19 protein-coding genes are annotated in these 23338 nt (G+C 54.2%); 6 read left to right on the top strand and 13 right to left on the bottom strand.

Annotated features, from left to right (window positions below):
- Positions 1–33: 33 nt before the first annotated feature.
- From H8S55_RS11395 to H8S55_RS11375, 5 genes are all read right to left on the bottom strand, one after another.
- Positions 34–1077, bottom strand: coding sequence for a ribonucleotide-diphosphate reductase subunit beta (locus tag H8S55_RS11395; protein ID WP_186879060.1), 1044 nt, complete (start codon positions 1075–1077; stop codon positions 34–36).
- A gap of 10 nt (positions 1078–1087) precedes the next feature.
- Entirely contained in the window at positions 1088–3604 is a 2517-nt protein-coding gene (locus H8S55_RS11390) for a ribonucleoside-diphosphate reductase subunit alpha (RefSeq protein WP_186879059.1), read from the bottom strand.
- Between the two features lie 165 nt (positions 3605–3769).
- A complete protein-coding gene (locus H8S55_RS11385; protein WP_186879058.1) occupies positions 3770–4981 on the bottom strand; it encodes an FprA family A-type flavoprotein in 1212 nt (403 codons plus the stop codon).
- A 22-nt stretch (positions 4982–5003) separates the two neighbouring features.
- A complete protein-coding gene (locus tag H8S55_RS11380) occupies positions 5004–6917 on the bottom strand; it encodes an acyl-CoA dehydrogenase family protein (protein WP_186879057.1) in 1914 nt (637 codons plus the stop codon).
- A 22-nt stretch (positions 6918–6939) separates the two neighbouring features.
- A complete protein-coding gene (locus tag H8S55_RS11375; protein WP_243200585.1) occupies positions 6940–7371 on the bottom strand; it encodes an RrF2 family transcriptional regulator in 432 nt (143 codons plus the stop codon).
- 662 nt (positions 7372–8033) lie between these two features.
- On the opposite strand from H8S55_RS11375, the gene H8S55_RS11370 reads away from it, so the two are divergent.
- Positions 8034–9113 (top strand): GGDEF domain-containing protein, encoded by a 1080-nt coding sequence (locus H8S55_RS11370; RefSeq protein ID WP_186879055.1) that lies wholly within the window; start codon positions 8034–8036, stop codon positions 9111–9113.
- A gap of 162 nt (positions 9114–9275) precedes the next feature.
- On the opposite strand, the gene H8S55_RS14630 is transcribed toward H8S55_RS11370, so the two are convergent.
- Positions 9276–9482, bottom strand: a complete 207-nt coding sequence (locus H8S55_RS14630) for a transposase (protein WP_238043742.1) — start codon at positions 9480–9482, stop codon at positions 9276–9278.
- A gap of 408 nt (positions 9483–9890) precedes the next feature.
- Between H8S55_RS14630 and H8S55_RS11360 the strand changes: the two genes are divergently transcribed.
- Both H8S55_RS11360 and H8S55_RS11355 read left to right on the top strand, forming a co-directional pair.
- Positions 9891–10193, top strand: coding sequence for a hypothetical protein (locus tag H8S55_RS11360; protein WP_186879053.1), 303 nt, complete (start codon positions 9891–9893; stop codon positions 10191–10193).
- 1 nt (position 10194) lies between these two features.
- Positions 10195–10335 (top strand): hypothetical protein, encoded by a 141-nt coding sequence (locus H8S55_RS11355; RefSeq protein WP_186879052.1) that lies wholly within the window; start codon positions 10195–10197, stop codon positions 10333–10335.
- A gap of 99 nt (positions 10336–10434) precedes the next feature.
- On the opposite strand, the gene H8S55_RS11350 is transcribed toward H8S55_RS11355, so the two are convergent.
- The 5 genes from H8S55_RS11350 to H8S55_RS11330 form a co-directional block, all read right to left on the bottom strand.
- Positions 10435–11190, bottom strand: a complete 756-nt coding sequence (locus H8S55_RS11350; RefSeq protein ID WP_186879051.1) for a response regulator transcription factor — start codon at positions 11188–11190, stop codon at positions 10435–10437.
- Positions 11184–12893, bottom strand: coding sequence for a cache domain-containing sensor histidine kinase (locus H8S55_RS11345; RefSeq protein ID WP_186879050.1), 1710 nt, complete (start codon positions 12891–12893; stop codon positions 11184–11186). The genes H8S55_RS11350 and H8S55_RS11345 overlap by 7 nt, the downstream gene beginning before the upstream one ends.
- A gap of 107 nt (positions 12894–13000) precedes the next feature.
- Entirely contained in the window at positions 13001–14659 is a 1659-nt protein-coding gene (locus tag H8S55_RS11340) for an ABC transporter permease (RefSeq protein ID WP_147562446.1), read from the bottom strand.
- Complete coding sequence (locus tag H8S55_RS11335) at positions 14656–15762, bottom strand: ABC transporter ATP-binding protein (RefSeq protein WP_186879049.1); 1107 nt, start codon at positions 15760–15762, stop codon at positions 14656–14658. The genes H8S55_RS11340 and H8S55_RS11335 overlap by 4 nt, the downstream gene beginning before the upstream one ends.
- A gap of 90 nt (positions 15763–15852) precedes the next feature.
- Positions 15853–16908: an extracellular solute-binding protein gene (locus H8S55_RS11330; protein WP_186879048.1), complete on the bottom strand. Its 1056-nt coding sequence runs from the start codon at positions 16906–16908 to the stop codon at positions 15853–15855.
- Positions 16909–17451: 543 nt separating this feature from the next.
- On the opposite strand from H8S55_RS11330, the gene H8S55_RS11325 reads away from it, so the two are divergent.
- The 3 genes from H8S55_RS11325 to H8S55_RS11315 all read left to right on the top strand — a co-directional run bounded on the left by H8S55_RS11325 (position 17452) and on the right by H8S55_RS11315 (position 21518).
- Complete coding sequence (locus H8S55_RS11325) at positions 17452–18495, top strand: tyrosine-type recombinase/integrase (RefSeq protein WP_186879047.1); 1044 nt, start codon at positions 17452–17454, stop codon at positions 18493–18495.
- Between the two features lie 1078 nt (positions 18496–19573).
- Positions 19574–21139: a hypothetical protein gene (locus H8S55_RS11320; RefSeq protein WP_186879046.1), complete on the top strand. Its 1566-nt coding sequence runs from the start codon at positions 19574–19576 to the stop codon at positions 21137–21139.
- Positions 21132–21518 (top strand): hypothetical protein, encoded by a 387-nt coding sequence (locus tag H8S55_RS11315; protein WP_186879045.1) that lies wholly within the window; start codon positions 21132–21134, stop codon positions 21516–21518. Before H8S55_RS11320 ends, H8S55_RS11315 begins: the two co-directional genes overlap by 8 nt.
- On the opposite strand, the gene H8S55_RS11310 is transcribed toward H8S55_RS11315, so the two are convergent.
- Positions 21502–23013: a recombinase family protein gene (locus H8S55_RS11310; RefSeq protein WP_186879044.1), complete on the bottom strand. Its 1512-nt coding sequence runs from the start codon at positions 23011–23013 to the stop codon at positions 21502–21504. The genes H8S55_RS11315 and H8S55_RS11310 overlap by 17 nt on opposite strands.
- Positions 23014–23106: 93 nt before the next feature.
- On the bottom strand, positions 23107–23298 hold the full coding sequence (locus H8S55_RS11305; protein ID WP_002566025.1) for a hypothetical protein: 192 nt from the start codon (positions 23296–23298) through the stop codon (positions 23107–23109).
- Positions 23299–23338 lie beyond the last annotated feature (40 nt).

Below are 23338 nucleotides of genomic sequence, written 5' to 3'. Positions count from 1 at the left end.
AAAACACCTCCTATTCTGATGTCTTTGGTTTTCTTATAAATCGTCTATCAGTGCGGTGCTCTTGGCGTAGGCGGTACTGCGTGCCTCAAAGAAATCGGTCTTGACCATGTTGGCGTCGGCGTACTGGCTGACCCATTCCATGCTCTCCGGTTCGCTCTCAAAGCCCGGATACAATGCGGGATAGCCAAGGCTCGTCCAGCGAAGATTGCCGAGATAGCGGATGTAATCGCTGATCATCTGCCGGGTCAGCCCGGGGATGTCGTCGCCGATCACATAATGCCCCCATGCGATCTCCTGCTCCACGCCCTCACGCATCATCTCACGCAGTGCTTGTACGCTCTCGGCGGTGAACAACTCCGGCTGCTCCTTTTGCAGCTCCGTGATGATATTGCGGAACAGCCACAAGTGCGTGTTCTCATCGCGGTTGATGTAGCGGATCTCCTGCGCCGAACCGGACATCTTCCCATTTCGGGAGAGATTGTAGAAGAACATAAAGCCACTGTAAAAATAGATGCCCTCCAAAATATAGTTCGCCATCATCACGCGCAGCAGCGTGGGAGCGTCCTTCCGCTCCTGAAACTCGTTGTAGCAGTCCCCAATGAAGGTGTTGCGGCGCAGCAGATGCTCGTCCGTTTTCCATTGGTAGAGGATGTCATTGCGCTCCACAGGAGAGCAGATGGTGTCGAGCATATAGCTGTAGCTCTGTGAGTGGACACACTCCTGAAACGCCTGAATGGACAGGCAGAGATTGACCTCGTTGGCGGTGATGTAGGCGCCGATATTGGGCAGGTTCGCTGTCTGAATGGAATCCAAAAAGACAAGAAAACTCAGAATTTTATCGTAGGCGCTGCGCTCGGCTGACAGCAGGCGGGGATAGTCCTTCACATCCTGCGAGAGATTGATCTCCTCAGGGATCCAAAAGTTGTTCATGGCCTGCCGGTACCAGTCGCTGACCCAAGCGTACTTCATATTGTTGAAGTCGTTGAGGTTGGTGGTATTGCCGCCGATCATGCGCCGCAGGCGTACATCAGTGTCGCCCTCCGGGTTAAAGAGGGGCTTTTTCTTCAGTTCCGTCATGCTATCCTCCTTATGACGAGCAGCTTTCGCAGTCCTCGACCTCAAGGGCCTTGCTGCGGACATAGTAAATGGTCTTGACGCCGGCCCTCCACGCCTCCAAATACAGTCTGAGCACCTGACGCATGGAATAGTCGTTGGTGATATAGAGATTCATGCTCTGCGCCTGGTCAATATGTCTCTGGCGAAGGCCCGCGGCGCGTACCGACCAGCTTTGGTCGATCAGATGCGCCGCCTTATAGTACCACCATGTATCCATAGAAAGCTCCGGCGCAACGCGGGGCAGCATGCTGCCCTTTTTCTCCTCTAAGAAGAATTTCTTCATAATTGGATCGATGCCCGCCGACGTGCCGGAGAGGATAGATGTGCTGGAGGTCGGTGCGACCGCCAGCAGATAGGCGTTGCGCATTCCATGCACCGCCACCGTTTTCGCAAGCGCCTGCCACTTTTCGGAGGTATAACCCCGCTTTTCAAAATACGCGCCCGTCTGCCAGTCACTGCCCTCAAAGAGCGCGTAACGACCCTTTTCCCGTGCCAGTGCTGTGTCCGCCTTGACGGCGGCGTAGTTGATGTGCTCGAACACCGCGTCGGTGAAGGCAAGGTGCTCCTCGCTCTCCCAGCGGATGCCGCGCTTTGCCAGCATGTGGTGGTAGCCGCTGATGCCCAGGCCGATGCTGCGGTACTTCTGATTGGTAAGCCGCGCGTATTCCAACGGGTAGAAGTTGAGGTCGATCACATTATCCAGTGCGCGGATGGCCGTTTCCACCGCGCGTTCCATATAGGCCTCGTCCTCCACCGGCAGATTACCGAGAGACAGACTCGCCAGGTTGCAGACCACAAACTCACCTGGGCGTGTGGCCGTCACCACCACTGTGTCGCCGTTCTCCGTGTGCACCTCAGTGCTGATATGCTCGATGGGCGCCATGTTCTGCGCGATCTCCGTGCAGAGATTGGAGCAATAGATCATTCCCGTGTGGCCGTTTGGGTTCATACGATTTACGCTGTCGCGGTTGAAGGCGAAGGGCGTGCCGGTCTCCACTGCCGAGCGAAGCACCAGCCGCACGATGTCCTTGACGGTGACGCTGCGCTTTTCGATGCGCGGGTCATTGACGCAGTCCAGATACCGCTTCTCCCATTCCGTACCCCAGTAATCCTCCAGAGCGTAGCCCTTGACCGTGAGGATCTCATGCGGACACATGAGATGCCACGGCGCGTCTATGTTCTCCTCCGCCAGTCGCCAGAAGAGATCCGGATAGCACACGGCGGGAAACACATCATGTGCCTTCATGCGGTCGTCGCCGTTGTTAGTGCGCAGTTGAAGGAATTCCGGCAGATCCCGGTGCCATGCGTCTAAATAAACCGCCACAGCGCCCTGCCGCATCCCCAACTGATCCACCGCCACGGCGGTGTCGTTGACCAGCCGGATCCAGCGGATAACACCGCCCGCCGCCCCTTGAAAGCCGCGGATGGTGCTGCCTGCAGCGCGCACCTTACCGAAGTACATGCCCATTCCACCGCCGAATTTAGAGACCTTTGCAAAGTTGTCCAGCGAGCGGTAGATGCCGTCCAGACTGTCCGGCACAGTGTCCACAAAGCAGCTTGAAAGCTGATGGTAGGGCTTTCGTGCGTTGGACATGGTAGGTGTCGCCATCGTGACCTCCATACGGCTGAGCATATCGTAAAAGCGTTTTACCCACCCCATGCGGTCAGAGCCTTCGTTCATAGCAAGATGCAGCGCGATACCCAAAAACATCTCCTGCGGTGTTTCCAGCGGCACGCGGCTCCGTGTCTGGATCACATAGCGTTTGAGCAGCAGGTCAAGGCCGGAGTAGGTGAACAGCTCGTCCCGTTCCGGGCAGAGAAAGTCCTCCGCCATGGCGATCTCCTCGTGGGTATAGTGGGCAAGAATATAGTCACCGTAGAGTCCCTTATCCGTCAGATAGCGAAGCCTGCCATAGAGGTCGCCGACGCCGCGCCTCTCCCATTCCTGTGCGTTGCGACAGCGAAAGGAGTGGTTCAGAAGCCGCGCCGCGATGAACTCCCACTTGGGTGCCTCTGCCGTAGTCAGCTCTACCGCTGCCTTGGTCAGTGCCTCAGCCCGCTCATCCTCCGTCATGCCCGGGCGACAGAAGCTCTCAAACTTCATTTGAAGCGCCGCGAGGGAGTAGACTTCCTCGGTAAAATCCATCTGGATGCGGCGCAGCACCTCGTCAAGCGAGTTATCCCCCACCGTCTGCGCGATGGTATGCCGTACGCGGCGCAGCGCAGACCGCTTTTCACGATAGAGGATGTACGCCTTTGCCACCTCATAGTATCCGCGCTCCATGAGCGTCCGCTCCACCTCGTCCTGCACACGTTCCACGGTGAGCGGCGCTGCGGCGGCGAGGTTGTCGAGAACGGCGGCGAGGATCTCATTCAGCTCTCTGCTCCCAATCTCCCTTTCCTGTCCATCAAACGCTTTTTTCATGGCGTTGAAAATTTTCTCCTGTTGAAAGGGAACAGACTTCCCGTTTCGTTTTCTGATCTCCATTTCGATCCTCTCATCTTCTCCGGTCACTTCTCATGTCCTTTTGGGCAAAGAGCGGGCAAGCGCAGTATCACGCTTGCCCGCTCTGTTTTTGAAAGCCGGTTTTTCTGCAGCCGACGCGGCGGGGCTGTTTGTTGTCTGTTGTCTTGGTTTTGGCTTCCCTGCCAATCACTTCATAGATTCCAGAATGGCGTCCGCCAGTGCTTCCAGCTCAGTGCGCTTGTCCGTGCCCATGGACGAGGCGAGGCTGAGCCGCTCGTTGAGCACCGTCATGTTCTTAAGCTCATCGTTGACGAATTTCTGCATGAGGTCGCCGGACTTCACCGCCCATGAGCCGTTTTCAATGATGGCAAAGGTGCGGTTTTGCAGATTCAGTGCCTTCATATCCATGAGGAAGTCATGCATGGCGGGGTAGATGCCGAGGTTGTAGGTCACAGAGGCCAGGACAATGTGACTGTACTTAAACGCCTCGGAGATCAGCTGGGAGACATGAGTGGAGGACACATCGTACATCGCCACCTTGCTCATGCCCTTATCGCAGAGCGACGCCGCCAGCGCCTGCGCCGCGTTCTCCGTGTTGCCGTACATAGAGGCGTAGACGATGAGCACGCCCTGGGTCTCAGGGGCATAGCGGCTCCATGTGTCGTACTTTTCGATGAACCAGCCCAGATCCTTGCGCCACACGGGGCCGTGGAGCGGGCAGATGTACTTGATCTGATCCAAAACGCCGCCGGCCTTTTTCAGCAGGAGCTGGATGTGGGGGCCGTACTTGCCCACGATGTTGGTGAGGTAGCGGCGGGCGTCGTCCAGCCAGTCCCGCTCGAAGTCCACCTCGTCGGCGAACAGCTTGCCGTCCAGCGCGCCGAAGGTGCCGAAGGCGTCGGCGGAAAAGAGGACGCCGTCGGTGACGTCGAGGGTCACCATGGCCTCCGGCCAGTGAACCATAGGCGCGCCCACAAAGGTGACGGTGTGCTTGCCGAAGGAGAAGGTGTCGCCCTCCTTCACCTCGATGCACTCATGTCCGTCCACATGGAAGCCGAACTGCCGCATGAGCATGAATGCCTTCTCGTTGGAGATCAGTTTCACCTTGGGATGGCGCAGCAGGATCTCCTCGATGCAGGCGGCGTGATCCGGCTCCAGATGGTTGACCAGCAGGTAGTCCAGCTCGCGGCCATCCAGCACATACGCCAGATTTTCCAAAAGCTGGCGGCAGGCAGACCAGTCCACCGTGTCAAAGAGCACCGTCTTTTCATCCAGCAGGCAGTAGGAGTTGTAGCTTACGCCCCGGGGAATGGGGAAGCAGTTTTCAAACAGGGCCAGGCGATGGTCGTTGGCGCCCACCCAGTAGAGGTCGTTCGTTACTTTACGCACGCAATACATCTTATCTTACCTCCTTCACGGCTCAAGCCTTTACAAATTGATCCTTCGTCTCCGCGCACTCGGGACACACCCACTCGGCGGGAAGCTGCTCAAAGAGCGTACCCGGCGCGATCTCGCCGTCCTCGTCGCCCAACTCCGGCACATACTCGTAGCCGCAGCCGCTGCAGACGTAGCGGTCGCCGATGGGGGCGGGCTTCGGCGGCGTGGGCCGCTTCATCTTTACCATGGGCGGCGCGGGCAGCTTTTCGCCGCTATCCAGCGCAGCGGTGAGCAGGGGCAGGATCTCCGCCACATCGCCCACGATGCCGTAGTCGCAGTTCTTGAAGATAGGCGCGTTACCGTTCTTATTGATGGCCACGATGGTGGAGGCGTCCTTGATGCCCTTAAGGTGCTGGGATGCGCCGGAGATGCCGCAGGCGATGTACAGATTGCCGGTGAACTTCTGACCGGACATACCCACATAGCGGTTCAGCGGCAGATATTTGAGAGTCTCCGCCACAGGGCGGGAAGAACCGATGGCCGCGCCGGCGGCCTTGGCCAGCGCCTCTACCAGCTTCATGTTCTTTTTCTCTCCGATGCCCTTGCCTGCGGAGACCACCCGTTCCGCCTGCGGGATGGGCGTATCCATGGGGATGCCCACGGAGAAGTCGTGACCGTCCTTCTTCAGCGCTGCCACAAGGTCGGCCACCTGCTGGGCGGCATCCCCCTCCCGGAAGATGGTCTTTTTGCGGATGCCGGTGATGGGCGCGGGCTTCTTGGCCGCCGAGCGGCTCTCGCCGCCGGAGCTCTTGCCCAGCCTGCCCACCAGATGAGAGGCGATGACCACCCGCTGGATCTCGTTGGTACCCTCGTAGATGGTGGTGATCTTGGCGTCACGGTAGGCCCGCTCCACCTCCATGCCCTTGAGGAAACCGCTGCCGCCGTGGATCTGCAAGGCGTCGTTGGTGACCTCCAGCGCAATGTCCGAGGCGTACATCTTCGCCATGGCAGACTCCATGCCGTAGGGCGCGTGCTGCTCCTTCAGCTCCGCCGCGGAGTAGATGAGGAACCGGGCGCAGCGCAGCTTGGTGGCCATATCTGCCAGCTTGAAAGCGATGCTCTGCTGGGCCGCGATGGGCTTTCCGAACTGAATACGCTCCTTGGAATAGCTCAGCGCGTGCTCAAACGCGCCCTGGGCGATGCCCAGCGCCTGCGCGGCGATGCCGATGCGTCCGCCGTCCAGCGTGGACATGGCGATCTTGAAGCCCTCGCCCTCCTTGCCCAATAGGTTTTCCTTGGGGACCTTCACGTCGTTGAAGATCAGCTCCGCCGTGGAGGAGGAGCGAATACCCATCTTGTCATAGTGGTCGCCGAACTCAAAGCCCTTCCAGCCCTTCTCCACGATGAAAGCGGAGATGCCCCGGGTGCCGATGTCCGGCGTGGTGACGGCGAAAACCACATAGGTGTCCGCCTTAGGGGCGTTGGTAATGAAGATCTTGCCGCCGTTGAGGAGGTAGTAGTCCCCCTTGTCCAGCGCCGTGGTCTCCGTGCCGCCGGCGTCAGATCCAGCGTTGGGCTCCGTGAGACCAAAGGCGCCGATCTTCTCGCCCTTGGCCAGCGGAACCAGATATTTCTTCTTCTGCTCCTCGGTGCCATAGGCGAAAATGGGCCATGAGCCGAGGGAGACGTGGGCGGAGAGGATTACGCCCGCGCCGCCGTCCACACGAGCCAGCTCCTCCACCGCGATGGCGTAGCTCAGGGCATCCAGACCGGCACCGCCGTACTCCTTGGGGTAGGGAATGCCCATCCAGCCCAGCTTCCCCAGCTTCTTGACAGCCTCCTCGGGAAACTCATTGTTCTGATCCATTAAAAATGCGAGGGGCTTGATCTCCTCCTCCGCAAAACTCCGGATCTTCGCGCGCAGCTCTTCGTGCGCCGCCGTGGTTTGAAACAGCATACGGGTACCTCCTCTTAAAATTTTACAGCTCGCTTGTATCTTGGGGATTGGATCCGCCGGTCAGCAGCCTGCGCAGGCTCACGGCACGGAACGCCTCGTCCTGCTTTCGCTGCAAGGCCGCCAGCTGACAGTGGATGGCGCACCGCCCATGCTTGTCCTGCCAGCGGCATTCATATCCAGGCTCCATGCAGGCGCACAGGATGCCCCGCTCCCCCATGACCCCCATGAGATCGTAGAGGGAGGTCGCGTCCAGGTCACAGGACAGCACGCCGCCGCCGAGGGCGCCGCGGCTCACCCGCACCAAATTGCCGGCGGAGAGCTTGCGCAGGATCTGGTAGGCAAACTGATTGGGGATCAATTCCGTTTCCGACATCTCGGCCACCGAATGCTTCTCCCCGTCCAGCAGCACCCGCAAAATGCGCAGTGCGTAGTCCGTCTCTTTGGTGATGATCATGCTCCGCATCCTCTTTTCGCTTGCTTGTTAGTGCCATCATATCAATCTTGATAAGTTTTGTCAAGATAATTTCCAAAAAATTATCGCTTTAACACAGACCGCCCCAGCCCGGGTCAGCTTCGCTTTCCATTCAGCGAAAAGCCATGTTCCTTACAATTATAGAAGCCGAAAAAGCTGTGCCGTGGCAGTCCGCCGAAAGCAGAAAAGACTATGACTGAAAACCAGAAAGCGGAGAAATTGGTTGGGGCTCGCAGGGGTCGCCCACCCAAGGCGGATGAGGCGATTCCTGACAAGCCTAAGCCATCCAACCGAAACAAGCAATAAAGTGCGTGCTTTTCATTTTATATTAGTTCGACCGCTTGAGACTGGTGTCGTAGGTCACAAAAGTTACATTTTGTTGTTCAGCTATTCATCTATCTTTCGTGTGCAGATGAAATTCTACTGTTTTTGAGCATTAAACGTGCTTTGAGCTTGCAGCAAGGCTCAAAAAAACAGCCCCGCAGCAGGGGGAAAATATAGATTATTTTATCATGCCGATCATTCTGGGGAGACAGTAGAAAAATTTCCATTGTTATTGACATGATGTGCGTTACAGAGTAAAGTATTCATCAAGACTGATTCGCAATAAAGAATATCATGGTCGTTCCGTGATCGAGGTCGTTATGATAAAAGGAAATGTAAAAATAGATCACAAAAATCTCATCAGCATCCTGCAAAGCTGCCTTGTGCTGATTTTGGTGATCCTTGTCACTCTGATGATGGTCGAGATCGGCAACCTGAAGGGCACGGCCCGCGTCATCAATTATGCCGGGCTGGTGCGCGGAGCCACGCAGCGGGCGGTAAAGCTGGAGATCACAGGCACCCGAAACGATGAGTTGATCGCGTATTTAGACGATATTTTAAGCGATCTGACATCCGGGGATGGGCACTACGAATTGGTAAAGCTCAAGGACGCGGCCTATCAGGAAAGGCTGGACATCCAGCGTGCCTACTGGGAGCGGCTCAAGGCGGAGGTCGCGGTGGCCAGACAGCGTGGATATGAGAACACCCAAATCGTTGCCATGAGCGAGACCTATTTTAAAATGGCGGACGAAACGGTGTCTGCCGCGGAACACTATTCAGAAAAGATCGCCATGAAGATCCGCACCATTGAGATCCTCTCGGCGCTGGATATGCTGTGCCTGGTGATCCTGGTCATGTTCCAGACCGCCATGGCACTGAAAATGGCCCGGAAAAACCGACTGCTGGAGCAGAAGGCATACATCGACATCCATACCGGCCTGCCCAACAAAGGCTCCTGCGAGGAGCTTCTCAACAACAGGGAAATTCTCCGGGAGCCTACGGCCTGCATCATGTTTGACCTGAACAATCTAAAAACCGTCAACGATACGATGGGTCATTCGGCGGGTGACCAACTGATCCTGAGCTTTGTACGGCTTTTACGCCGGGTGATCCCGGAAAAGCATTTCGTGGGCAGATACGGCGGTGACGAATTTATGGCGGTCATTTACCACACGGACCGGCAGGAGGTGGAGGGCATACTGGACAGTCTGCGCAGGGAAGCCGACGCTGCAAACCGTGACGGCAATCAGCTTCCTCTCAACTACGCCTACGGTTGGGCGATCTCCGCCGATTATGAAGGCTGCGTCATGCAAACGCTGCTGGACAAGGCCGACTATTGCATGTACGAAAATAAGCGAGCCTACTACGCCACCCACGACCGGAGAGTGCCCAGGTCATAAGGCTCTTTTCAAACGAAAAACAGCAAGAACGAATTCGTTGCCATTATTGCGAAAAAAGCCTGGCCTGACGAAGAAAGGACAGGGAGGCGGCACTGAACGTCCACGTCGCAGTTGTGATGGAGGTACTGAAGGCTGGTGGCAGCGTGCAGTTCATCAGCTTCGTTAGCTTTGAGGTGAAGGGGTGCGCTGCCCGATCTGCCGGTTCGATGGTTTGCTGTACAGGAAACTCACCAGCAGGTACTTTACGATGAACGCTGGGGCGAGGGGCGGACGACTATCTTCTTTGCTGCACAACTGCACCATTTTCTCATACACGGACGATAGATCCAGCACTGCCTCACATTCCCGGAGGATGGTCTCCTGCTGCATTAGATACTCGATTAATCCGCCAAGTTGATCTGGCCATTGCTGTAACGATACATAGTTGCCCTCCAGGTACAAGGTTTTTGCTGTTTTTTTGCCAGTTCTCTTGCTCCAATTATACCACAGATTGGCCTCTATGGATTGAAGATTCGATAGGGACGTCTTCCGCGGGCTTTCGGGAGAATAAAGCGGGTTTTCCGCAGAATTTCATCGCCCGTAGATACGCTTTTCTCCGTTGTTTCCGCCCCGGTTTTTCTGTTCGTGGGTCACGGCGTGGGTCAACTGGAGATTTCCGTTCCTGTTCACATGTCACATTTTGCGTCGCTGGAATCAATAAGACCTTTCTCGAAAAAGTAATAGCTTTCTACCAGCAGTTGTGGTATGTGTTGTGGTTGCCAAAAAGGAGGTGCCGCAATGTATGACTACATGAAAGCCCTGCAAAAGCGTTTCGACCGTCAGGAACACAGTGAATTGGACAAGCAGGTCGAATACGCGCAGGAGGAACTGCGGCGGGACATGGACGCCGCGGGGCGCGGAAAACTGCTGCGGCTGTTGGACGCACAAAACACATTGCTGGTTGAATCCAAGCTGATGAGCTTCACGGCGGGCTTCAAGCTGGCGTGGGGCATGGCAAAAGAGTTGGAGGCAGACGGGCTCTACTCCTTCGAACGGGAGGAAGAAGAACACATCTGCCATCCAGCGGAACAGGAGGACTAAAATGAGCTACGCCCCTGTATGGAATTATCTATGGATCGTCCCTGCAACCTTTTTCTTTTTTTATCAATATATTGCTTACAACATTACGGGCTATGACGAGTTTATCCGCAGCAAAGAGGTCCTGGACTTCCAGGCGCTGTGAGAGGTCCCCTCGCTGATTTCCCCTAAAAGCAAACATTCCGGCCGGTCGTGCGCTGCACGGTCGGCCGGACTTGTCTTTTTGGTTCCCACGGAGGTGCGCTCATTCGCTTTTCTCCTCTGCGAAGAGCTTATTGGGAGGATATCCCACATATTTCTTATAGACCTTACTGAAATATTTGTAGTCGGAGAAGCCAACCATTTCCGCGATCTCATAGAGCTTTTTATCTCCCTCCTGCTGAAACTCCACCGCTTTACTGATGCGGTAGTAATTCAGAAAATCGTGGAAGGTGTGGCCGGTCTCGGCCTTGAACTTTGCATTCAGGTGGGTACAGGAGATATTGAGCTGCTGGCTGAGCTCGGTGAGGGAAATGCGCTCGCTGTAGTGCTCTTGAATGTAGCGGAGCATCTCCTTGGCGTATGGGTTCTTGATCCCGCTCCCGTCCAGCTCCTCCATGGTCATGGGGGTGACGGGCGAGGCCTCCTTGGGGTCGCTTTGTGCGGCGGCCTTTAAAAGACAGCTGCGCAGGGCATTCATATCCACCGGCTTGAGCAGGTACTCCAGCACCCCCAGGCGGATGGCTTTCTGTGCGTAGTCAAATTCACTGTACCCCGACAGAATGATACTGCGGAAGGAGCAGATCTCCTGTCCCCTGCGGATCATGTCCAATCCGTCCATGTCCTGCATCCGAATGTCGGTGATTACAATGTCGGGGTGCAGGGCTTCGATCTGTTCCAGGCCCTCCTCCCCGCTGGCGGCCTCCCCCACCAGCACACAGCCCACGTCGGTCCAATTCATTTGGAACGCCAGCCCCCGTCGAATGAGGTTTTCATCCTCTACCAGAAGCACTTTCAGCATGATGATTCCTCCATTTCATAGGGCATACGCAGCTCCACCCGGGTCCCAACGCCCAGCTCACTTTCGATTTTCAGCCCATAGCTGGCTCCGTAGAGCAGCGAGAGCATTTTATGGATGTTGTATAGACCGATGTGCCGCACGATACCGGAGTCCAGCTCCAGGGAAAAGCTCTCGTTCAGTGCGGCCAGCCGGTCCGGAGCGATCCCGGCCCCGTTGTCCCGGATCACAAAGACCAGGTCCTCCCCCTCCTGCCGGGCCTCCACCGACAGCTCCAGCACCTTACCGGGCCGGGACCCGTGGCGGATGCTGTTTTCAATGATGGGCTGCAACAGCAACTTTGGGATCTGGCAGTCGAGCAGCTCGTCCGGGATCTGGAATTCATAGTGCAGACAGTTGTTGTAGCGGATCTTTTGCAGGAGCAGATAGTCGTTGACATACTCCACGTCCGTTTCCAGGGGCACCTTCGCGTCGGCGTGTTCGATGCTGTACCGCATGAGGTTCGCAAAGGAGAGCAGCATCTCCGATGCGGTCTCCGGGTCCTCCCCGATCTGATAGCGCACCGTCTCCATCACGTTGAACACAAAATGGGGGTTGAACTGCTCCTCCAGATGCCGGATCTCCATCCGTCTGCGGCGGTTTTGCAGCTCATTGTTGTGCCGGATCAGCTCCCGGAAGCGGAGATAGAGCTGCTGGGCCTCCTCCGACGCCTGGAGGGAGAGGGCCGGGGCCATGTCGTCCGGCTCCATCACTTCCACCGCCCGGGTCAGCTCGTCGATCTCCTGCGCATTGCGCCGGGCAAAGGTCCGGGTCAGCATCGCCACGATCCCGGCCAGCAGGACCAGCAAAATGGCAAACATGGTCAAATCGGAGAAAAAGGTCCGGAACTGGACCTCCAGCGGGGTCAGTGTATAGAGATTCCAGCCGTCTTTTGTGACCTGCTGCAAAAATATGTAGTAATGTGCACCGTTCAGGATGCGGAACCCGCTCTGCCGGATATCGACGGCGTACTTTCCCGAGGGCTGCTTATCCATGGGGTCCATCTGGGCATCCAGTGAGGTGTAGATGATATTATCGTAGGGATCGGTGAGCAGGATGGCTCGCCCGGCCTGATGCTCGAAGGCCCGGAAAAACTCTTTGCGGAGATTAAAAAACAGATAGCCGATGGCCTCCCCCTCCTCGTCCGTCACCGCGCGGCAAAATGTGAGCGCACATTCCTGGGCGCTGGTCAGGGGGGCGGTGCAGACGAAGGTAAGGGTCTTGTCCGGAGCGCGCTGGAGCCGGGAAATGACACTTCCCACAAAGGGGGAGTCGGCAAAGAAATGCTGGTTTTCCTTGCAGAAGTTGGAACAGACCACCTGGCGTTCCGGGGTCATCAGGACAAAATAAGCTCGAAAGTCCTGCTCATTGACAAACTGGTAGAGGATGCGGTTGAGATCTGCCGTCGCTCCCACCGAATTTTGGGTCAGCACGGCCCTCGTTTCCGGGCACCGGGCCAGGGCATCGCTCCCCTCCTCGTAGTTCCGATACTGGTCGGCGAGGGTGTCCGCCATGGCGCGGTTGTTCTCCTGGTTTCCCACAATCACACCCGTATAAAAATTGAGGGCATAGCCCCCCAGGTAAAGGACCAGCGTCACCGAGATGATGACCACCACATACCCAATAAAGGAGCGCCGCAGCTGGGTCTGGAACGAAGATCGGTTCATAGGAATCCCCTCTTGCACAAAAACTGCCGCTTTTCTTTTTATTATAACACACTATCCCACCCATTTTCAAAGGCGGTGCGCCCTGTGGACGCACCGCCTTTTGTCGGTTATACGCTCAGGTCCTTGCTCCCCGATACCTTGAAGAAGATCAACAGAGAGACGATGGAGGTGAGGGTCAGGATGGTGGAGTAGGCCGCCGCATTTCCGAAGTTACTGCGGATGACCTCCGAGTAGATGGCCACCGTCAGCGTAGAGGTGCGGCTGGTGTACAGGATCACCGAGGAGCTCAGCTCACTAATCAGGGTAATCCAGCTCATGATGGCGCCGGACAGTACGCCGGGCAGCATCATGGGCACGGTGATTTGAAGGAAGGTCTTGACCTGGGAGGCTCCCAGGCTAATGGACGCCTCCTCAATGCTGGGGCTGATCTGTCCGATGATGGCCGTACTGGAGCGAATGGTGTACGGCATACGGCGGATCGAAAGCGCAATGATCATAATGATCACCGTGCCGCCCAGCAGGAAGGGAGGGCCGTTAAACGCATAGAGGAACGAAATACCCAGAACCGAACCGGGGATGATGTACGGGAACATGGTCAGCACGTCCAGCACTCCAGTGAGCGTGTTCTTTTTCCGCACGCTCAGGTAGGAAATGAGGATGCCGCAGACGATGACCACCACAATGGCCTCCAGGCCAAACAGATAGGTATTGCGAATGGCAACGGTATTGCCCTTGGAGAAGATGTTCCGGTAGTTGTCCAGCGTGAACTCCCCGGTGAACAGGGAGCCGTTGATGGTCCCGATAAAGGAGGTGATGATAACGGTGATCTGGGGCAGCGCGGCCACCAGCGTGACCAGATAGACCGCCAGATGGGCGCAGACCTTCCGCCAGCCCTCCGCCTCCTGGGCCTGCATGGGCTTCAAGGCGGTCATGGAGTAGGTGAACTTCTGGCCCAGCAGCTTCTGGATGAAGAAGAACATCAGCGCAATCACGATGACGATCACGCACATGGTGGCTGCAAAGCCGTCGTTTGTGCCCACCTCGCCCATGAATTGGGTATAAAGCATGACAGGGAAGGTCTTGTAGCCCTCGCCGATGATCATAGGCGTACCAAAATCGGAGAAGACCCGCATGAACACCAGCAGCATACCGGCCAGCAGCGAGGGCAGAACCAGCGGGAAAATAACCTTGGTCACCCGCTGGAAGGCGTTGCAGCCCAAGCTCTCCGCCGCTTCGTTCAGAGAGTTGTCCAGGTTCTTCATGGCGCCGGACACGTACATATAGATCAGCGGGAAGGACTGGAGCGAGAACACCAGCACGATACCGGCAAAGCCATAGATACCGTGGAGCTTCACATGGAAGAGCGCATTTAAGATTCGGGTGATAAAGCCGTTTCGGCCCAGCAGCTGAATCCACGCATAGGCGCCGATAAAGGGGGGCGAGAGGTAAGAAATGACGATGAGGATGTTCAAAAACTCAGAGCCACGGATCTTGACGCTCCGCAGCAGGTAGGCCATGGGCACTCCGATGAGGCAGGCCAACAGGGTGGAGAGCACTGTGACCTTGAAGCTGTTCACTAAGGTCACCCAGTAGTACTTTTTGGAAAAAAACTTCACAAAGTAGCTCAGGTCCACCTTGCCGCCCACAAAGAGGCTCTTGACGATCAGCATCCCGATGGGATAAATCACGAACAGCAGGAAGAGCGCCAACAGGATCAGGGTGAGAGCGGTCCAAACATTAAAGCGTTTTTCTCCGGCATATCTCATAGCAATTCCTCCCGAACCACCAGCGGAGTACTGCCATCCCGGGAAAATACGTTGATTTTCTTCTCTTTCACGCCCAGTCTGACCGCAGTTCCGTTGGGGATGATCTCCCACACATCCGAATCCTGAATGGCCTCGACCTCACTGCCGTCCCCCAGCTCCAGGAAGTAGTGGGTGGTATTTCCCAGGAAAATGCTGCTCCGCACCACCGCCGGGATTCCTTCCAGCTCGGTACTGCGCATCTCAAACTCCTCCGGGCGGACTGCCACCAGCACCTGCGTTCCGTCCTCCAGATCGGGGCGCAGATTGGTCATCCCAACCCGGTAGCCCCCCTCGGGGAACAGGATGGACAGCTCCTCCCCCTTCCGGCTCACAGAGGCGGGCAGGAAGTTGGAAAGGCCGATGAAGTTGGCCACAAACTGGTTTGCAGGCCGCTGATATACCCGGGCGGGGGTGTCGATCTGCTGAATGATGCCCCCGTTCATCACGGCGATCCGGTCGGAGACCGCCAGGGCCTCCTCCTGGTCGTGGGTGACGTAGACGGTGGTAATGCCGATCTGCTGCTGGATGCGCTTGATGGCGTTGCGCATCTCCACGCGCAGCTTGGCGTCCAGATTGGAGAGGGGCTCATCCATCAGCAGGATGGCGGGCTCGATCACGATTGCTCTTGCCAGGGCCACGCGCTGCTGCTGGCCGCCGGACAGCTTGGCCGGCATCCGGTCTTTCAGATGGTCGATCTTGACCACCTTCAAGATCTCATCCACCCGCCGCTGGATCTCCTCTTTCGGGACTTTCCGGTTCTTCAGACCAAATGCCACGTTGTCAAACACGGACATATGGGGAAAAACCGCGTAATTCTGAAACACCATGCCGATGTTCCGCTTGTTGGTGGGAATGTTATTGATGACCTGGTCATCAATCTTGAACGTGCCTCCCTCCACGGAGTTGAATCCAATAATCATCCGCAGGAGGGTGGTCTTTCCGCAGCCGGACGGGCCGAGCAGGGTGAAAAATTCCCCCGGCCGGACCTCCAGCGACAGGTCATTGATAATGGTATCCTTTCCATACCGCTTGACCGCGTGCTCAATGGTGATAGTTGCACCCATAGAAATCTCTCCTTCTCTTCAACGGTCTCCATTTAATCAAGCAGGCCTGCGATATCAACCGCAGGCCTGTCGTTGTTGCTGTTGTGCAGATCAGCCGCCGAAATTCTCCAGATATTCGCTGTATTTCTCGGTGATAGAGGCCTTGTTGGCGGCAACCCACTCACCATCGTAGCTGTCCAGAGGAACGATGTTGTCCCAGGGGGTCAGGCTGTCGTTCAGCTCGGCATCGGCGCGCAGAGGCCGGACGGTAAGGTTCTTACCCACGTAGCTCTGGCACTTCTCACCCAGCATATAGTCCACAAACTTCTTGGCATTGTCCATGTGGGGCGCACCCTTGATGATGGAGACGCACTGACCGGACATGATGGCGCCCTCCTCGGGGAACACGACCTTAACGGAAACACCGTCACGGACGTAGGCGGCAGCGGGATCTTCCCAGGTGAGGCCCACATAGTACTCGCCCTCGGCAACGCCCTTGTAGACCTGAGAGGAGCTGCTCAGGCTGACGCCGTCCAGGTTGGCGATGAAGCCCTCGGCCCACTTCCAGGCGTCCTCAGACATGGGGTCGCCGTGTCCCATACCGTACAGACCGGCAATGAGGCACTGGAAGGCAGAGCTAGAGTTCACAGGATCACCGGCGGCGATCTTGCCCTTCAGAGCGGGATTCAGCAAATCTTCAAAGCCGTTGATCTCAATATCCCCGGCCAGATCGGTGTTGACGATGAACACGGTGGGGTCACAGAAGGCAGGAGCGGACACGCCGCTCTTGTTCTTGTAGTTGTCCAGCATCTTCTCGTCCTCGGGGGAGACGTAGGGCTCGAAGTACTCGGCATAGTCCTTCAGCATGGACTCGTCCGCCGCCCAGCAGATATCGCCCTGGGGATTGGCAGACTCAGACTTGACGCGCTTGAGGACCTCGCCGGTGCCGCCGGTCACCACATCCACATGGATGCCGGTGTCCGCTTCAAAGTTCTCGATCACCGCATTGTTGAGGCTCTCACTCCGGGCGGTGTAGACCACCAGAGTGTCGTTGTTGGAGGGGCTGTTCGACTTGGAGGACGTACCTCCTTCTCCCTTCTTATCGCAGCCCACAAGCAGGGTAAGTGCCAGAGCGCTGGCAGTTGCAAGAGCAAGAATCCTTTTCATGGTTAAACCTCCTAAACCTTTTTTAGATTCCCATGCTCTTATTATACATTTTATCCATAGAATGAAAATCCCACAAAAGACAACTTTAGTCGTAATATATATAACTCGGTGTGCTTTTTTGCCCCCGGCCGATCATGCGCTATAGTTTTCAGAAATTCATCTGTTGAACCCCCATACCCGCCGGCGGACAACGCAGCACGGTGGGCAGCGTGATCATAGTTTATGTGATTGATCTACAGGATAAATTCTCGATACATTATTCCCCCTCTACATAAATTGATAATAACTCTCAGTTGGCGGTACTGTGAAAAGGGACGGGTTTTGTACACTCCTTCAGCAGTGTCAATTTTGTCAGCAGGGGTAATATTGATATTAGCTTGATAGTTCCGCTGTCTTTTGCAACCGTATAAACAAGTAGAGTTGCGCAGCCCAGCGGGGCCGAGACGCCTTCGGGAGCACCCCCGACCAAGGCCCAAAAGCGGCAAAGTTTGCCGTTCTACCCCCTGGCCACGCAGGGTTTCCGAAACGTGAGGAACGCTCCGAGTGCTGGGTAAAACGCAGGCCGAAGTCAAGGAGAAACTCAAGACCGCGATCAGTGAAAGTCAGCGGCTGGACGTATCCAAAGCTGGCAACTATACTGTTGCGTCATGGGTGCGGACGTGGTACGAGGTCTACGCCGAACCCCGCATCCGGCCCAACACAAAATCCTACTACACCAACTACATCGAGAACCACATCATCCCCGGAATTGGGGACGTCCCGCTGGACAAGCTGACCACCATCCAGATCCAGCGGTTTTACAACAACCTCCAAAAGAGCGGACGAGTCCAGCGCAAAAATTTTCCTGAACTCAAGGACAAAAGTCTCAGCCCCAGAGTGGTTCGCGGCGTCCACACACTACTGCACAACTGCCTGGAGCAGGCGGTGGCGGAGCGGCTCATCCTCAGCAATCCCGCCCAGGGCTGCAAGCTGCCGCAGCTTGAGAAACGTGAAATGAGAATTCTGCCGCAGGAGAAAATCGGGATGTACCTTGCGGAAGCGGAGCGCCGAGGCCTTCTCGCAGCTTTCTACTTGGAGCTGACCACCGGCCTGCGGAGAGGGGAGCTGCTGGCCCTCCAATGGACGGACTTGGATGTGGAGAGCAAAACGCTTTCTATCACAAAGCAGGTAAATCGAATCAACGGGGAACTGGTGGTCAGTCCGCCGAAAACTCGCAACTCCGTGCGAACGCTGGCTCTCCCTCAGCAGGCAGTCGACCTGCTGATCGCCGAACATCAAAAGCACCCTCGCAATCCGTATCTGTTCCCATCGCCCAAAACCGGAACCATGTATGACCCGGATGCCTTCCGGAGAACCCATGACAAAATTTTGAAAGCCATCGGTGCGGAGCACATTCGGTTCCATGATCTCAGACACACCTTCGCCACGCTGTCGCTGAAAAGCGGGGTAGACGTAAAGACGCTGTCCGGCGCGCTGGGCCACTATTCGGCGGGGTTCACCCTGAACACCTACACCCACGCCACGGCCCAGATGAAACAGGACGCTGCCGATGCCATCGGTGGGGTCATTAGCCAGCAGATGCGCTGAAAAAAACAGGGCCAGACAGGAAAAATTCTGTCTGGCCCTGTCCGGTACTTTCCGCGCCTTTCCCCGTGTGGGTCAGCGTGTGAGTCTTGAAGAAACGCCAAAAATTAAGTGCCGCAAAAAGTTGCGGATTACGAAAGAAAATCACCGGAATCAAGTGATTCCGGTGATTTTTGGTGGAGACTACTGGACTCGAACCAGTGGCCTCATGCGTGTGAAGATTCGATAGGGATGCCTTCTGCCGAATTTTGAGAGAATAAAGCGGGTTTGCCGCAAGGTTTCATCCCCCGCAGATACGCTTTGTTCCGTTGTTTTCGCCCCGGTTTTTCTGTTCGTGGGTCACGGCGTGGGTCAAAACGCGATCCTCGCCGGAAAAACAAGCTGGAGCCTGATGGAGAAATTCAACAGTGACAACGATAAGATCAATGTGGGGTCGAAGGAGCGCAACTGCTGATTTGAATTCAGCAGCAACGCTGATGGCAGCAATATGGATAACTACTCGCTAACCTCTTCCGGCAAGTCGCTACTGGCAATGATTTAGCAAGAGAGCAGATGCAACACTGACTTTTTCGCGCGTGATTACACCACGGCATCGTCTTCATCGACCCATCCAGCGGCAATTGTCGGGCCGATGGTAGCAACTCTGGATCATAGAACAGTACAACATAAAGCAAAATCCATTTTAAAAAAGCAATTTCTGTTCTGCTCATTTACACAAAAAAAGCCGATTAACGCCTTGCACTTCTGTCGCAATTGCAAAATCATTCTTGAGAATGTTGAAAAAAGGGTTATAATGTAAGTACCACATTTCTGTGGGGAAATATTCAGAAAAAATATCTATAAAAGGATGTGGGTACTGTGCGCCGAATAAGAAATAAGCCGTGCTGAATTAAGGAAGAAAGCAGAGCTTTCTTCTGCCACCTTCATAAAGTTAGGCAAAAACCAGACAGTAAACCTGCCTGGTTTACTGCATATTGCAGAGAATGAACTATAATGCTGGTGACATAATGGACTCTATCAAAGAGAGTAATTCCACAGCTATAGATATGAAAGAATGATGGCAGGATTGAGGTGATCATACATGCCCTTAACTCATGTATGTGTATGGGACGGAAAAGCTGGATATCGTCGTGTATCAATAGAAGAAGCTTGCTCCATGTACCCTTATACAGTCGCAGCTAATAGCGAAATTTTTGTTTGCTCCCTGTGTGCGCAAAGTGTTGGACTAACGGCTCCCGGTGCCAATGTACGACATTTTCGTCATACATCCGCTGCGCAGAAAAAAGAGTGTGAAGATCGTGCGCAAGCATATGCACGGGTCAGCACGGGATATAACTGTCATCCGATGCCGCTTCGTATTAAAGTAGTTCACGGAGACTACTTATTGGAATTAGGCTTTTTTCGTACACCATCTTCTGCTACAGGCTGTACCTGGTGCCAAAAAATCACAATTACAGATGATAACAAGAAACAATACATTTACTCATTTGAGAGGCTTTCTTCAGAAGGCGTTACCTATCTTAATGTAGGGAATACGCCCAGCACCGAATACCATCTTTCATATAATCGCCCATCATCAAATTTGGATAGATATTGGCCATCTAAAACGGCAGGTGTCAATAGCAGGGGTTCATTTTTTGATTGTTCTACCGGGAAAATATTGTATTCTGGCAGCAAAGCATATCCTTATCAAGATTACTATCTCCTTCAGCACAAGTCCATTGAACATGAAGTACCGCATGGCATATCGTATGAGCGCATCGCTGAAACCAGAACAGGCTCCTTTACGACTTGGTATTTATATAAAATCCATGTGCAAGACTTCTCTGCCTCAGTTGCCCGATTTTTCTTGAAGAGGTCGATTTTCTTAACGGAAAAACCAGTAGCTTTTTATCCGGTTTGGCCACCGTATGTTGAAGATCCTTATTTCTTATATCATCATGACCCAAGAATGTACTTTTATATGCAGGGGGAAGATGCCGAACTTAGCATTTATCCAGCTACTATATATGCTCAGCATCAAAATCTTGATGACGGGAAACTGTATAGGGTTTATGCAGCATCAAAAGAGCAGTTATTATCACTGGGGCAGTCGGGGGCAATTGGTTTTTCTTACCTTATGACAAAGCCTCTGGATATGGTTGCATTATTTCCAGAGGTACAGATCAAAAGTATTGATGGAAAGTTGATTGCAGAAGATTTCTGCAATCAACTTCCGAAGGGGAAACAAGTTACAATTCAAACGCCTTTCGACGGAAAGGTTATCCTCCTTAAAAATAATAAGATCTCAGAAATACGACATATTGTTGCTGAGGAAATACTCACCGTAGATGGGCTTTCGTTTGGGTGTGAGATTCGAATTTTCCAGAGTTGCGATGTGATTCGAAATATAAAATTCGAAAAGTCAAAGGAAAACAAAAATTACGCTGATCTTGATCAAGAAATGACTCTAAAACTAAACAATTGCAATGGACCTGCGATGGCTGTCCCCCATAGTGTAGGTGTGATAGCAAAGAGTCTTTCGAATTTCCCGCAATCAAAAAAATGGTTATATCGAATGATTCGGAAAGGAAATATTCCTGTAGATGCTTTTAAACTCATGGCATCTTATCAAAACAGAAAGAAGGGGGCTGTGAAACGTGACTGATGATATGGTGGAGTTTGTTTCAGTATGCCGTATTTCGGAAGATCATAATGGACGTATTTGGCTAACTCGAATTGCTGACATCAACGATCAGCAACTATCGATTCCTTACAAATCCAATCGAAGTACAACCTATTTTGAAAACCGTGATAGATTATATCGTAATGATGGCCCCTCTCAGGTGGACACGATAGGCGTATGGCGCTGGACAGCAACGCCTAATCTTAACGATCCGGCAACCGACTACGTGCAATCTTTTTTTGTGTCGGATATTTTGCCGATACGTGTAGTGGTTAGTCAAGACGTAAAGTACAGTTTACAAGGGACTACACAGAGTAGGTATCTGACGGGAGGTGTTCCGCCCGTCAGATTTTCCATGTGATATTCAAGCTGTCGCTTGTGGCGGCTATGGTGGTAATCATCAAATCCACCACCCGCCGCTTGTCGTCAAAGGATACATTCTCCCAAGTGTCGAGGTAGCCGGAAATCTGGCTGACCTGTTCCGGGCTAATGGCTTCCACCGTCAGTTCCGCTATCCTCGCCAGAAGTTCCTGCTTGTGTCCGTCCAGTTCCGCTATCTTCACATTCACATAGGAGAGCAGGACATTGTTTGCACCCGTCAGACTGTCCACCAGCTTTTCAATCTCGCTGTCCACATGGGCAAGCTCCACTTGCAGGGCGGCGATTTTCGGGTTTGCCTTTGCCGCTTTCTTTCTGCCTGTCAGAGTCTTGTAGCTTGCCAGTTTCTTTACCATCTGCTGATAAACAACAGCTTCCAGTTCCGAAGTAATGATTTTCCCGCACCCCGGACAACTCTTGTTATCCAGCCGTTTCGTACAGCGAAGGTATTGCTTGCCGGAGGGATTGAAGATACTCATAAGGGCATACCCGCAATTCCCGCATTTGATTTTTCCCGCCAGCCATGTATGGGTGGCTTTCCGGGCAGACTGGATTTTCATGTTGTTCATCAGCTTCTTACGGCAGGTCAGCCAGATGTCGGAGGGGACAATGCCCTCATGGGGAGCCAGTACCAGCATTTGGTCTTTCAAGTCGTTCTTTTTGCTGGGCTTCACATCTCGCCCTTGATACAGATAGCAGCCGTTCATGCCTGTAAAATCGGCAGCGTCATTGACAATGACTGTCCCTTGACTTTTGAAAAACTCGTACACATCAAGGTCTGCCTGCACATAGACAGGATTGCGTAACATCTGCGCCAGCGTGGGGCGTATCAGCTCTTTGCCATGAAATAAAATCCCCTGTTCGGCAAAGTGCCGGGTAATGTCCCCGTAGGAGGTAGTGGGCTGGGCGTACATCTCAAACATCAGCCGGATATTTGCCGCTTCATCTGGATTTACCACCAGCTTTTTCGTGTTGATACCGTCCATCTTAATCGGCTCTGTATGGAAGCCGTAAGGGGCTTTCCCACCCATCTTGAAGCCCCGCTGGCTGCGGGAATAGTAAGCGTCCGTTACTCGCTTCTGTATGGTTTCCCTTTCAAGCTGGGCGAACACGATACAGATATTTAACATCGCCCGCCCCATCGGGGTGGAGGTATCAAACTTTTCCGTAGAGGACACAAACTCTACATTGTACTGTTGAAACAGCTCCATCATGTTGGCAAAGTCCAGAATGGAACGGCTGATACGGTCGAGCTTGTAAACCACGACCTTTGCAATCAGCCCCCGCTTGATGTCCCGCACCAGTTCTTGAAACTTCGGACGGTCTGTGTTCTTGCCGCTGTACCCTTTGTCTGTGTATTCCTTGCAGTTACCGCCTTTCAACTCGTATTTGCAAAATTCAATCTGGCTTTCAATGGAAATGCTGCCCTTTTTGTCTACCGATTGCCTTGCATAGATTGCGTCTATTCGATTATTCATATTGTCGCTCCTTTTCTAAAAAAGAAACGGAGCTACTGACACCTTTATTATACCGTCAGCAGCTCCGCAAATCAACGATGGCTTCGGAAAATCTTATGCCCCGGCTTCCTCACTCTGCCGCTTGTCGGCATACTTGCGGAACACCTCATAAAGCTGCTGTTCCAGCTCCCGGCGTTTTGCCGCTTCCTGCTCCGGCGTGAACACCGGGGAGAGATTTTCCAGCGTGATTTCCTTTCCCTGAAAAGTCACGACTTCGGTTTCTTTCTTGTATCTGATATGCTCCATAGTACCTCCGTATTTAATTTTCAAAGTGCAGTGCCGCCAT

The organism is Flintibacter faecis (assembly GCF_014287875.1).
GTDB classification, from domain to species: Bacteria; Bacillota; Clostridia; order Oscillospirales; family Oscillospiraceae; genus Lawsonibacter; species Lawsonibacter faecis_A.
Note: the sequence above shows the minus strand (reverse complement) of the source record. Positions and strands in the feature narration are given on the sequence as shown.

Bases quoted from the DNA above. Each gene is read 5' to 3' on its own strand.
- H8S55_RS11395 (WP_186879060.1), bottom strand. From the start codon at position 1,077: ATGACGGAACTGAAGAAAAAGCCCCTCTTTAACCCGGAGGGCGACACT.
- H8S55_RS11390 (WP_186879059.1), bottom strand. From the start codon at position 3,604: ATGGAGATCAGAAAACGAAACGGGAAGTCTGTTCCCTTTCAACAGGAG.
- H8S55_RS11385 (WP_186879058.1), bottom strand. From the start codon at position 4,981: ATGTATTGCGTGCGTAAAGTAACGAACGACCTCTACTGGGTGGGCGCC.
- H8S55_RS11380 (WP_186879057.1), bottom strand. From the start codon at position 6,917: ATGCTGTTTCAAACCACGGCGGCGCACGAAGAGCTGCGCGCGAAGATC.
- H8S55_RS11375 (WP_243200585.1), bottom strand. From the start codon at position 7,371: ATGATCATCACCAAAGAGACGGACTACGCACTGCGCATTTTGCGGGTG.
- H8S55_RS11370 (WP_186879055.1), top strand. From the start codon at position 8,034: ATGATAAAAGGAAATGTAAAAATAGATCACAAAAATCTCATCAGCATC.
- H8S55_RS14630 (WP_238043742.1), bottom strand. From the start codon at position 9,482: ATGCAGCAGGAGACCATCCTCCGGGAATGTGAGGCAGTGCTGGATCTA.
- H8S55_RS11360 (WP_186879053.1), top strand. From the start codon at position 9,891: ATGTATGACTACATGAAAGCCCTGCAAAAGCGTTTCGACCGTCAGGAA.
- H8S55_RS11355 (WP_186879052.1), top strand. From the start codon at position 10,195: ATGAGCTACGCCCCTGTATGGAATTATCTATGGATCGTCCCTGCAACC.
- H8S55_RS11350 (WP_186879051.1), bottom strand. From the start codon at position 11,190: ATGCTGAAAGTGCTTCTGGTAGAGGATGAAAACCTCATTCGACGGGGG.
- H8S55_RS11345 (WP_186879050.1), bottom strand. From the start codon at position 12,893: ATGAACCGATCTTCGTTCCAGACCCAGCTGCGGCGCTCCTTTATTGGG.
- H8S55_RS11340 (WP_147562446.1), bottom strand. From the start codon at position 14,659: ATGAGATATGCCGGAGAAAAACGCTTTAATGTTTGGACCGCTCTCACC.
- H8S55_RS11335 (WP_186879049.1), bottom strand. From the start codon at position 15,762: ATGGGTGCAACTATCACCATTGAGCACGCGGTCAAGCGGTATGGAAAG.
- H8S55_RS11330 (WP_186879048.1), bottom strand. From the start codon at position 16,908: ATGAAAAGGATTCTTGCTCTTGCAACTGCCAGCGCTCTGGCACTTACC.
- H8S55_RS11320 (WP_186879046.1), top strand. From the start codon at position 19,574: ATGCCCTTAACTCATGTATGTGTATGGGACGGAAAAGCTGGATATCGT.
- H8S55_RS11310 (WP_186879044.1), bottom strand. From the start codon at position 23,013: ATGAATAATCGAATAGACGCAATCTATGCAAGGCAATCGGTAGACAAA.
- H8S55_RS11305 (WP_002566025.1), bottom strand. From the start codon at position 23,298: ATGGAGCATATCAGATACAAGAAAGAAACCGAAGTCGTGACTTTTCAG.